This window comes from Paenibacillus sp. FSL H7-0714 (assembly GCF_038003765.1).
Lineage (GTDB): Bacteria > Bacillota > Bacilli > Paenibacillales > Paenibacillaceae > Paenibacillus_AQ.
The window spans coordinates 3,756,136-3,767,692 of sequence record NZ_JBBOPT010000001.1 but is presented as its reverse complement, the minus strand read 5'-3'; the positions used below and the strand labels follow the sequence as shown (position 1 = coordinate 3,767,692).

10 protein-coding genes are annotated in these 11,557 nt (G+C 42.5%); all 10 read right to left on the bottom strand.

Annotated features, from left to right (window positions below; all coding sequences use genetic code 11):
• Positions 1-11: 11 nt before the first annotated feature.
• Positions 12-1,193 (bottom strand): polysaccharide lyase 6 family protein, encoded by a 1,182-nt coding sequence (locus NST34_RS16545; RefSeq protein WP_341128312.1) that lies wholly within the window; start codon positions 1,191-1,193, stop codon positions 12-14.
• 282 nt (positions 1,194-1,475) lie between these two features.
• The gene (locus tag NST34_RS16540; protein ID WP_341128311.1) at positions 1,476-2,186 is read right to left on the bottom strand and encodes a metallophosphoesterase family protein; all 711 of its coding nucleotides are present in this window, start codon (positions 2,184-2,186) and stop codon (positions 1,476-1,478) included.
• Positions 2,187-3,146: 960 nt separating this feature from the next.
• Complete coding sequence (locus NST34_RS16535) at positions 3,147-4,073, bottom strand: VanZ family protein (protein WP_341128310.1); 927 nt, start codon at positions 4,071-4,073, stop codon at positions 3,147-3,149.
• 179 nt (positions 4,074-4,252) lie between these two features.
• Positions 4,253-4,828: a CPBP family intramembrane glutamic endopeptidase gene (locus NST34_RS16530; protein WP_341128309.1), complete on the bottom strand. Its 576-nt coding sequence runs from the start codon at positions 4,826-4,828 to the stop codon at positions 4,253-4,255.
• 145 nt (positions 4,829-4,973) lie between these two features.
• The gene (locus tag NST34_RS16525) at positions 4,974-5,741 is read right to left on the bottom strand and encodes an ABC transporter permease (protein WP_339241213.1); all 768 of its coding nucleotides are present in this window, start codon (positions 5,739-5,741) and stop codon (positions 4,974-4,976) included.
• Positions 5,738-6,511: an ABC transporter permease gene (locus NST34_RS16520; RefSeq protein ID WP_341128308.1), complete on the bottom strand. Its 774-nt coding sequence runs from the start codon at positions 6,509-6,511 to the stop codon at positions 5,738-5,740. Before NST34_RS16520 ends, NST34_RS16525 begins: the two co-directional genes overlap by 4 nt.
• Positions 6,508-7,230: an ABC transporter ATP-binding protein gene (locus NST34_RS16515; protein ID WP_443189891.1), complete on the bottom strand. Its 723-nt coding sequence runs from the start codon at positions 7,228-7,230 to the stop codon at positions 6,508-6,510. The genes NST34_RS16520 and NST34_RS16515 overlap by 4 nt, the downstream gene beginning before the upstream one ends.
• A gap of 83 nt (positions 7,231-7,313) precedes the next feature.
• Positions 7,314-8,321, bottom strand: a complete 1,008-nt coding sequence (locus NST34_RS16510) for a sensor histidine kinase (protein ID WP_341128307.1) — start codon at positions 8,319-8,321, stop codon at positions 7,314-7,316.
• Complete coding sequence (locus NST34_RS16505; protein WP_042188454.1) at positions 8,318-8,995, bottom strand: response regulator transcription factor; 678 nt, start codon at positions 8,993-8,995, stop codon at positions 8,318-8,320. Before NST34_RS16505 ends, NST34_RS16510 begins: the two co-directional genes overlap by 4 nt.
• A gap of 250 nt (positions 8,996-9,245) precedes the next feature.
• On the bottom strand, positions 9,246-11,126 hold the full coding sequence (locus NST34_RS16500) for a peptidoglycan D,D-transpeptidase FtsI family protein (protein WP_341128306.1): 1,881 nt from the start codon (positions 11,124-11,126) through the stop codon (positions 9,246-9,248).
• Between the last annotated feature and the right edge of the window lie 431 nt (positions 11,127-11,557).

The window sequence follows — 11,557 nt, the reverse complement described above, 5'->3', positions numbered from 1 at the left end:
CCATGTTAGTTTTATTCGGAGTCGGGACCGACGTCAATTCTTGTCAGAATAGCCGGACAACGAATATCCGCGACATCCGCTTTATGATTGTTAATACAAACCGCCGGAGACGGCCGGTATTCATAGATGGCCGGCTGCTCCTTGCCACATATTCGATTGTAAGCGATTACACATTGCTCCGGCGCATAAGGAATCCGCTTGCCGAGCGTAATGCCGTGACGACAATTGACAATCGTATTATTCACTACACTGGCTCGATAGACGCGCCAATGTTTCCTCAGTTCCTCCTGCGTCGGCGCCTCGGGATAGCCGTCCGATCCGCCATCGTAGTTGCCGCCGTCAATGAGCAGCGCATCCAACGTCAAGTTTTCCATATAGTTTTCAAAAATGTGATGGTCGTTGCCGTAAATGCGAAATCCGCCTATTTCTTCCTTCACGCCATCGCCGATAAATACATTATTATGAAAGCGATTTCCATGTCCGTGACGCGCTGTCACTTGGCCGGCGGAGTTAAGGAACGTGTTGTACCGAACTGTATTATAGCAGCTTTTTACCGAAATAATCTCGGGCTCTCCGTCGCAATTTTCAAACAGGTTGTGTTGAATGGTAATATAGCCGTTCGAGAGAGAGATGCCGGACAGGCCGAGCCGGATCGCTTCAAGCCCATTGACGACACGCGGGCCTATATGATGAAAATAATTATATTCAATGACATCATGCTGCGAGATTTGTTCACCGTCGCCATCAAAAATAACGAGCGGCCCGAGGTCGGCTTTTGGCCCGAACTCGTTGCGTTCGATCCGGTTCCAGCCGCTGCCGCTTCCCAGCACAGACAGCAGGCTATACTCCGCCCCAACCTGTCGCGGCTCAAATCTATTCCGTGCAATCCTCACATGCCGCGAACCATCCAGAATGATAGATTCGCGCTGCTCGACCTGGAAATGCAGTCCCCATACCTCTACATAAGCAGAGTTCAAGATGCGTATACTTGATTCTCCAGCGATCGTCGCTTTTCCTTTATTTACAGCGCGAATGCTTAATATTGCGGTGTCCGATCCTACTTTGCCTTCAATAATATAATCTTCATTCCGTTCGTAAACGCCGTCTGCCAACAAGATCGAAGAACCAGGTTCTGCCCGGCCAATGGCTGCCGCCAACTCGTCGCTACTCGATACCCAATAAATAGTAGTCATTTTCCCACCTGCTTCCTATAGAATAGGCGGATATGAACCGCAGCCTCTTCAGGATCATATCCGCAACTTCACAACCTCTATTATGAAAGATACGTTTCCCATGCCATAGTGTAAAAAAATGAAGCAATCATAAAAATGTAAACTGAGGCGCAAAATGAGCAGGAATTACCTCCTTGCCAGCTGTAAATCGCAACCTGCCGGTGTACAATAAATGAGAAAGGACGTATCCCGACACCAAATCGTGGATACGTCCCCATTGTTGTTGCTTGCTCTGCCGTTCGCTTACCAAAAAAAGAAGTACGCAACCTTCATCTCTTCTTCTTTCAACAGCAACTTTTGTGCCGCTTCGAGCAAAGGCGTGCGGTCATAGACAAGACTTTTCATCGCTATTTTGCCATCGGTAATCGTGAAATAGTGCGCTTCTTTCGACGGATCGTCGCGACGGCGGTAGGACACGCTTCCCGGATTCAGCCACAAACTGTCGTCACTCAAATAATGAATGCATCTGCGATGTGTATGTCCGAAAATAATGCGGCGATCTTCTTTGGCCCCAATTGTCCTGACGTTGCGTTCCGCCCAGAAAGCATCGTACTTGGGCAAGCTATCAATCGTCAAATAGTTTTCGTACAGATGTTGCATTGTATAGCTATAGCCGTCCATCTCGAATGTGCGGTAGACCGGTATGTTTTCGAGGAAGGAAATTTCCGCTTCGCCGAGTAGCCTTGCATTGTAATGCACCCACTTGATCTCATCCTCCGCCACATCGTGACCGCTATTGCCGTTTCGGTACAGGTCGATAATAATGTCGTCATGGTTACCGCGAACACAATTCGCATCGTTCTTATGCACCCATTCGATAACTTCCCGCGGGAAAGGCCCGTAGTCTACAAGATCTCCCGCGCAATAAATCACGTCACAGTCGGATTCTGCCTTGCGGATCGATTCCAGCGCTTTGACGTTGCTGTGAATATCCGAAATAATTAAAGCTTTCATAATCGATTCAACTCCCTAAGATTCAACATTCTCAGCAGTACCGTCACCACATCCGCCACGTAGCTTTATCGTCTGGCATGAAATGGTCCCGCGGCAGACGCACCTCAATGATTCCGGCGGCAGACGCCAAGGAAACAGCCTGTCTTTCCCAGTCGGGGGTGTCTCCACTGTCCTCAAACCACTGCGGCGCAGGGGCGCCGTCCACAACATTGGCCGTAACGGAACATGCGTGTAACCCTATTTGATCATTCCCGTCAATCGATAGCCTTCGGACAATATTAAGGTTGTAGACATTGCGTATCAGGCTGTTCTCCCATTTGTCGAGTGCACTCTCCCTCCTTTATATAAAAAGATGCAACCTTGATCAATCGTCAAAAGCTAAAATAGCCATCAACTATTCCAACTTCTTATCTCCAATTTTTGGAATGAACATCAAATCTTAAAAAAATCACTCACATCTCACGAATATGCATAGAAACATCTTTGTAGCTATTTTTATATACAGCATTCAATGTTCTTAAAACAAAAGTATCAACAACATGATCCTTTTCATTTGGAGAAATAAACAAAACGACATCCGACCTTAGATGTTTCAGCAAGATTTCATTTTCGCAACTCCCTATGTTCATTTTAATTATTATGTTTCTTGCCCTGGTCATATATTGCTTGAAGCCAATTTTGTAGGTCAGATCTTATATACACAGAATCCTATAGTTGGGGACCCGCCAACATTTTAACGAAAATATCTAAGCCCTGAATCGCGTCCAGCTTGGTGTATTCTCATACTCTTAGGTGGTCCGGGACGTGTCACGAGCGGACGCAACGAAACGTATTGGACAATCATTCGGCAACATTAACGCGGTACTGATTAAATGATTATGATATAAAAAAAAGCTGTCGAGACTTTCTTGACAGCCTTGCCGCGATTATCGCGGTTTCTATATGTTGCGTGTTTGTTCTTCACTCCCACCAATGCTTCATTTCACTGAATCCAACGTCCCATAGTTTAGCGTTCCCGGAAACGATAATCGTAATTTCGTTCACCTTGTCATAAAATGGTATATTTAAAGGTTCTGCTCCATTATTATATTGTTCATTGTACTGATAATGAACTCTTTGGTTTCCGTCTACCAATATAGTGAGTTCTCCCTTGGAATCTCCCTTGTCTGGAATGCCAAAATAAGAATAGAACGTCACATCTTTTTTGTTCCCCAAGATGTAGGTGTATGATTTTCTTTTATCCCCTTCACTGTAATACACGTTTATTTTGGGTTCTATTTTCTTGCCTGCTACGGTGAAACTTGGAAGATTTTCAGTCATAGGCATGGTTCCATTCATTTCTTTCACATCGTGTAATGCTTGAATTGGGCTTTCTCTTTTCGCTACAACATAATTGATGGTTTCCGAGATCACGATTACTCCAACAAGAAGAACAACAATAGATAGGGCTGAAGCAATAAGCTTTTTATAAGAAATTTTTGAAGAACATCCAACTTTATAGGCGATAAATCCTATCGCTGCACCTATTGTATTGGATATAACATCATCTACATCAAAGCTGCCAAGATGAGTTAAAGCCTGCATCGTTTCCAGAACGAGAATCGTCAAGACAAAAAAGGATATGAACTTCCCAAAACTGGAACGATACAACAGAGGAATTACTACTCCAAAAGGGATAAAGGCAGCAATGTTTCCAAAGTTGTATACCCATGAAAAAGTTAGTTTTGGAAATCGAAGTGGAACTCCTTCTGGAACAAGTATAAATGTGTATCCATAATCGCTGTTCCAATGATCTAATCTACTGAAAGCAAAAAACATAAAATATAATATCAACAGCGTGTACAAAATTGTTCCTACAAAGAGGAGTTTCCGTAATTTCACTTCCATAATATCTCCTTTAATAATTCATCGATGGGTTTAGTATATCTTCCCAAAATGACATTAAAGTGACATTGAAGTGACATTTTAGTCACTTAAACGCTTATTAAATGATTTGTTTGTAAAATTGAATCCGAATCTATGTTTAATCATCGTCGTAGTATAGTCTTATTCAACTAAAGCACCCGCTAGTAGAAGAGCAACACTAATAAATTATACAAAGAATGAATAATAATTACTGACCAAAGAGAATTACTTTTCTTATATACAAACCCAAATATAATACCCAACACAAAAACTGTTAATATGGAACTTAGAATATAAGGGAATTCAAACAGACCTTTATAAAACCAAATAGGAAAATGAATCGATACAAAGAGTAAAGCTGTAACTGTATTTGCTATCCAGAATCTAAAAGAATCCATAAGCTTTCTTAATAAAAAACCTCTAAAGACAATTTCCTCAGTAATACCAACCAATAGAATAGTATTAAGCCATCCGTTAAATCCTATTTGAAAGTCAATATTATTATTTAAAACGATAAGATTTATTACAAAATAGAATAATATCAAGGCTAAGGATACCCAACCTGTCCATTTTAGACCTTTTCTAAAGTTATGATGTAACTGTAAATAGGAAAATGGTTTACTTTTTTCCATAATTATAACTAATAAAATAACAGGAATGACCCAAACAACTATTTTAATAGTGGCTGATGTTATAGCTCTTGGAACGGGTTCCATCAAATCTAAATATTGAACCAACCATAATTCTCTGATACACCATAGGGCGTAAAATATTATGAAATATACCCAAATATAATTTTTATTTACTTTGAATTCTATCAGAAACTCCTCCTTTACTTCTTCGATAATCCTGCCCCGTTAGTTGAATAAGATATAATTATAACTAGGCATCTCGTTTACGGTAAAATACAATAGCTACTGTAATAAAGCTCAGTGTCCATAACATTGAAATACCTGTCCCTTGCATTGGTGTAAGGACACTTATTTCATCAGAGGAAGACGGCATATACATATAAGATCCTGCCGTATCCGGAAAATAATTTAAAAAAATTTTATTACTAGGTAGAAAAACCCTCGTCAATGGACTGACAATGAAATAATAACCAAGCAGTACCACTAAAGCAGGAGTGGTTCGTCTTAATAAAGCACCTACAGCTGCACTGAGAAGTGTGGTTAATGTTAGATAGCCCGTTGCACCTATTAATGTTGTTATCATTGTGTCTATTTCTATCACTACTGTTGTGTCTCTCATCATAATAAAAGTATAGAGTACACCAGATGCAGCAATAATAAACGCCACAGGAATGGTTATAATCGCCAATGCCAAATGCTTCGTGGATAATTGAAACCCACGCCAAGGTATCGTAATTAAAGTAGTTCGAATCTGTCCACCAGTATACTCCGAACAAGTAGCTAAGATTCCAAGAATAATGAACCCTGCTTGAAGATATCCCATAGAAGCAAGTCCTATATTCAGTATATTTTGCGTACCTGTTGCCCCTTGTACACCAACAGAAGTAAAAGCTGCGGCTAAAACTAAATTTAGAATGAATGTACCCATAAGAGTGAACCATATCAATGGTAATGTAACTAATTTATCCAGTTCAGCACCAAGGATTTGTGTTAACTTTCTACTAGATGTGACACTCATGCTGCAACATCCCTCCTATGGAATACAACAGCTGCAACAATGAAAACAACGAGTACCCAGGCAAACATGACTAAACCGCCTGTGAAGGGGGTGTGAAACCCATTGAATAAAGTGCCTGTGGACGTGTTGTCCGTAAACATAAACATTTCAGCGCCAGCCCTATCTGGTAAGTAAAACGCCAACTTTGTAACCCTATACAACAGGACACTAAATGATACAACGGATGAATTTATTATGAGCACAGCAAGCGGGAGGATGCCATTCTTAGTTAGAAAAGTAATTCCAAGTGCTAAAAGAGCAGTGAATGTCCAGTAACAAACTGCACCGATAAGTCTGGACCATTCAAATGCAGGGGCATATTCACCAAGAATAAGATGCGTTGCCGACACAGTTGTCGTAATAGCAACAATACAAAGCAGTATGCTGATCACAGTCACAGCACCTGCTTTTGCCAGTAAAAAATGAAACCGGGATGAAATAACAGTTAAACTCGTTGTTATCTGTTGTCCTCCACCAGATTCACTGCTCTCTGTCAAATACTCACTGCTGACAGCAAGCACACCAAGAATAATAACGCCTTGCACACCAAGAGCTAACCCGATATAGCCAACTTCCGATAGCCGCGTGCTAACTCCAGCTATAATCTCCTCTTTTTGTACTATGCTGTCCAAGGCAGCAATAAGCGCTGGTGCAAACGCTCCAATGAGAAAAGCAAGCCAAATACCCGGTAAGGAGAACAATTTAGATAGTTCCGCGTTAAATGCTCTCATACAACATCACCTGCAATTTCAGATGTCAGGGCAAAAAAAGCTTCCTCCAGTGTGGAATGGTTACCTATTACTTCTTCCAATGTTCCATCTGCAACGATGGTTCCATGCTTAATAATCACCACATCATCAACCGTCTCTGCAAGCTCTCCCATTAGATGACTGGATAATAACACCGTATTTCCAGATTCAGCACGTTCACGTAAAAATGTCCGAATCCACCGAATTCCTTCTGGGTCGAGCCCATTTACGGGTTCATCTAAAATCAATATTTTTGGATCACCAAGTAACGCAGCTGCTATTCCCAGTCTTCTCCCCATACCAAGAGAGTACTTCCCAACTCTTTTCCCAGCGGCATTGGTAAGACCTACTATTTCCAGAACTTCCTCGACACGTGAGTTAGACAATCCTGCAGCACGTGCAATCCAACGCAAGTGTGCCCGTCCTGTTCGCATACGATGAGCTCCAAAGCCATCAAGTGCAGCACCTACTGTTACTAGAGGATTATGTAATTCTGCGAATGGCTTTCCATTAATGAGTGCACTCCCTGAGGTAGCGCGGTCTAATCCAAGCAGGATGCGAAGTGTAGAACTTTTACCTGCCCCATTTGGACCTAAAAAACCAGTTACTCTACCTGGTCTAGCTTTAAAACTGATACCTGATAAGATTTCCCTAGTTCCGCGATGTTTGACTAAGTTATTAATTGTAAGCAACCATAACACTTCCTTTCTGTTATGGTTCTAATTATAAAGAAGCAAAGTTACATCTCGGTTATCATGCTGTTTACTTCTGGGTTAACTTTAGGTTAAGATCTTCCGATAGCTACTCTTGTGCCACTATCATTTGATGTAAAATCAGCTTTCAGCTTCATTTTTTTCAACATATAATTTGAAGTCGATAAACCAATCCCCGCCCCACGCTCATAGGAAGAGTTATCCATACCTGGACCTCTGTCTGCAACAGTGATTTGTTCTTTTTCTACATCAACCACAATATTTACATATTTCCCCTCTGCTGCATGACGAAGAATATTCTGAAATAAATTATCCAGAACCCGTGTCATCCATTTAGGATCTGCTTCCCAATAAAAAGTCGCCTCTGTCGGTAAATCAACCTCGATCTGGATTTCTTTTTCTTCAAATACAGGATACCACGCAGCAACAGATGCTCTTACTAAACGTCCAATATCTGTTGAAGTGGGCCTAAAAGGATGTTTCCCTGATGTAAGCAATGTATAGGAAAGTAAATCATCCATTAGATCCCCCACTCTTGTAATCGTATGATTTATTTCTGTTAATGAATTTTGTCCTTCTAGACTCATTGATTCTTTATTTAATCGGGTGACATGTCCTCTCAAAATGGTAAGTGGCGTTCGTAAGTCGTGAGATAAATTCGCTATAAGTCGATGTCGTAACAATTCCTCTTCATGTTCTCGCTTGCGGCTGTCTTGAAGCTGCTGAATCATCCAATTAAAAGAATTGCCTAACTGGTCTATTTCATCCATACGATCACTTTGAACAGATATTGGTCTAGGAAATGAGTTATGATTAGCTGAAAATGACATGGCCTCCTGTAAGCGGGTGAGACGTTTACGAAGTCTTAAGAAGAAAATCCAAGATATTACAACAAATGCGACAATAATAAAACCAAACAAAAGTAGTACAACGTAAAATAGATTTAACGCATTCAGCTCTTCTCCATTAATAGGAGATTCAATGAACGCAGATAAGAAAATAAGTATAATTGGAGGTAAAAAGATAAATAGAAAATGTCCTTTTAGAAAATGACGAAATAATGATTTAGTCTGTTTCATAGTTTCACCCGATAGCCTATTCCCTTCAACGTTTCAATAATCTCTGGGGAATCTGGATGACGTTCCAACTTTTGACGCAGTCGATGGATATGTACCATTAGTGTTTTATCGCCAGTTATATATGTTTCTTCCCAGATGGCTTCATAGATTTGTTCTTTTGGTAAAACTTGATTAGGGTGGCGTAAGAAGTACATTAAAATATGATGCTGCTTCGCTGTTAATATAATTTCTTCTCCTGTGCGTTTGTCAAATACCATTTGGCCTTCTGAATCTACTTCAATATAATTTCCTAATGAAATGCGTTCGGAATGTGTTCCGCCACTTCGACGGATTAGTACTTCTAATCTTGCAACTAATTCATCCGTATGGAATGGTTTCGTTAAATAATCATCAGCAAATTGTAAACCTTCTACCTTATCATCTATCGATGTTCGAGCTGTTAACAGCAAAATAGGAACAGCAGGAGCTGCCTTTTTTAATCGTTTCCCCACAGTAAATCCGTCTAAACCGGGTAACATGATATCCAAAATAACGATTTCATGCTGATTTACTTCTTTTTCAGCGCCTTCACCAGAAAGCAGCCACTGAACTGAAAATCCCCGCTGTTCCAATTCTTCTTTTAGAAAGCTGCCTATTTTCTCATTATCTTCAATGTATAATACGTTTCTTTTCAAGTAACATCCCTCGCTCTAAATTGAATTCACTATTAGACAGATTAACATAATCTAAAAAATATTTGTTTAGATGCTCATGAAATCGGCAATGGGATCAAGTTCTTGTCTTAAGCAAAGGACAAGAACTTGATCCCATAAAACAGAAAAACCGCGCCAGGCGCGGATTCTAATGGGACTATGTTATTGTTCACCGACACCAATCCATAGTCCAGATATTGAGCCTCCGACCGTTTCAAAATAAAAGCCCTAATCAATCAGCAATTTTCTGGCCGCCTGCATTATTTTTTTCGGTCAGATCGGGTGCGGAGCGCTGCGCGGATGGTGCATTCTTGACGGATATGGAAACACTGCCTCCATCGCCCGATGTAACTTTTGGCACACCCATATATGACAATGCTTCCGATACGATCTCTTTAAACACCGGCCCCGCCGCAGCACCACCGCCAGCAGCATTAGCAGGCTCGTCAATGCCGACATAGACCACAATCTTCGGATTATTAGCCGGTGCGTATCCGAGAAAGGACGAGTGCACCTTATCGCGGTCATACCCTCCCTTACCGTCGGGTTTAATCGCCGTACCGGTCTTACCTGCTACACTATAGCCTTCAATGTATGCATGGCGGCCGGTTCCATGGACCAGGTCTGCAACGACCTGCTCCAGAAAGCTGCTGGTTTCCCTGGCGCTTTCCTCGGAAATAACCTGACGTACCACCTGGGGCTGGGTTACGGTAGTCTTGCCGGTATTCGGATCGGTGGTCGCCTTGACCACGTGCGGCACCATCAGTTTTCCGCCGTTGGCGATGGCCGAGATGGCGGTAAGCTGCTGAATCGGAGTAACAAGCACTTTGCCGTGCCCGAATGCAATCGTCGCGTTCTCTGAAGCATTATTCGGAGTCGGATTGACGATTCCGCTGATTTCGCCCGGCAGGTCAATACCGGTAAGATCGTTAAATCCGAAATCATCCACGTATTGCAGCAGCCTTTCCGGACCGAGCATTTCATAGCCAAGCTTGACGAAGGCCACGTTACTTGACCGCTTCACGCCTTCCAGGAATGAGATTTCGCCATAACCGCTTCTCTTCTGGTCATACAGCGGCTTGCCGTACCCCTTGATGCGGATAGAACCGGACATGAAGGTTGCGTCCGAATCGAACAAATTCTCCTCCACCGCTCCTGCAAGAGGTACAATTTTGAACGTGGAGCCTGGTTCAAATCTTGTTTTGATGGCATGGTTGAAGAATACCCCTGGATCAGAGGCATATTTCCAGAACTCATTCGGGTTAAAGGTCGGCATATTCGCTAGCCCCAATATCTCCATGGTGCTGGGATCCGCGGCAATTACCGTAATACTCTTGGGTTTATATTCTTCATAGGCCTTCTGCATTGCCTGCTCGATATAATACTGGATTGTGCTATCAATCGTCAGCTTGAAAGTACTTCCATTGACCTCCGGCTGGTAAGTGTCCTCCGAGTCAGGCAGCTTGATGCCTTTGGCGTCGCTCTGGTAGAATAGCTTACCATCCGCGCCCTTAAGCTGCTTGTCAAAATACTTTTCGAACCCCATCACCGCATTGCCATCGCGGTCCGTATAACCCAAAATATGTGCGGCCAGTGTTTGTTGCGGATAATAGCGCTTCTGCTCCCTAATCAGGCCAACGCCAGTCTCCAGAGTGTCATGTTCATCCTTCAGTTTCTCAATGAACTCGTTGACCTTGTCGCGCAGCTCCTGGTCTATCTTCCAGCCTTCATTACGGATCTCCCGGTTCTTCAGATACTTGCCGTTCTCGTCTTTGGCTTCCACGAGCGCCTTAAGCTCATCCTCAGGCTTGCCGAGCAGTTCATGCAGGCCGGTGATAACTTCTTCCCCGATACTGAGAGCGGTAATCGCTTCCGGATTGACCACTACCGTGTAGGCCGGCACATCGCTAGCCAGCATCCTGCCGTTGCGGTCCTCGATCGTGCCACGCACCGCTTTAAACACCGAAGTATGGGCCCATTGCTTTGCGGCCTTGGTTTGCCAGAAATCACGATCCAGCACCTGAATCCAGAACACTCTGCCGAGCAAAACAAGAAAAAAGAGGGTAATACACCCTCCTATAAACAGCGTACGAAGTTTTATTCTCTTCACCATAAGCAAACCCCACAAACATATATATTGCAATTTTCGGCAAATCGCTCGTTAATAGTCACCGCGTTTTGTTCGCTGATATGAATGGTACCGTCGGCATTCGCCTCCTGATATCCCATATCCATGGCTAGCTGAACAACCTTGGCACGGGATTGCTGTTTTTCCTTGTCCCAGTAAGGCTCATTATTGTAGGCATAGGTAATGCCAGGTTTTATTAGTTTGATAAATGATCACCATAATGAACACCAGGCTTGTTACACATTGTACAATGTATAACAAGGTAAAAACAACCATTTTTGTGAATCCTTTGTCACTACGCTATTTCGGGAACTTAGGCTACATGTAATAGACAATTGGAACATCTTTGTGAATTCTCCATTTCACTGTATGCGGTCATTCAGATAAGGAGCGCTGAGCCAGCATGAGGTTGAGCA

Coding starts and splice junctions, on each gene's coding strand:
- NST34_RS16545 (WP_341128312.1), bottom strand. CDS start 1,193: ATGACTACTATTTATTGGGTATCGAGTAGCGACGAGTTGGCGGCAGCC.
- NST34_RS16540 (WP_341128311.1), bottom strand. CDS start 2,186: ATGAAAGCTTTAATTATTTCGGATATTCACAGCAACGTCAAAGCGCTG.
- NST34_RS16535 (WP_341128310.1), bottom strand. CDS start 4,073: ATGGAAGTGAAATTACGGAAACTCCTCTTTGTAGGAACAATTTTGTAC.
- NST34_RS16525 (WP_339241213.1), bottom strand. CDS start 5,741: ATGAGTGTCACATCTAGTAGAAAGTTAACACAAATCCTTGGTGCTGAA.
- NST34_RS16520 (WP_341128308.1), bottom strand. CDS start 6,511: ATGAGAGCATTTAACGCGGAACTATCTAAATTGTTCTCCTTACCGGGT.
- NST34_RS16510 (WP_341128307.1), bottom strand. CDS start 8,321: ATGAAACAGACTAAATCATTATTTCGTCATTTTCTAAAAGGACATTTT.
- NST34_RS16500 (WP_341128306.1), bottom strand. CDS start 11,126: ATGGTGAAGAGAATAAAACTTCGTACGCTGTTTATAGGAGGGTGTATT.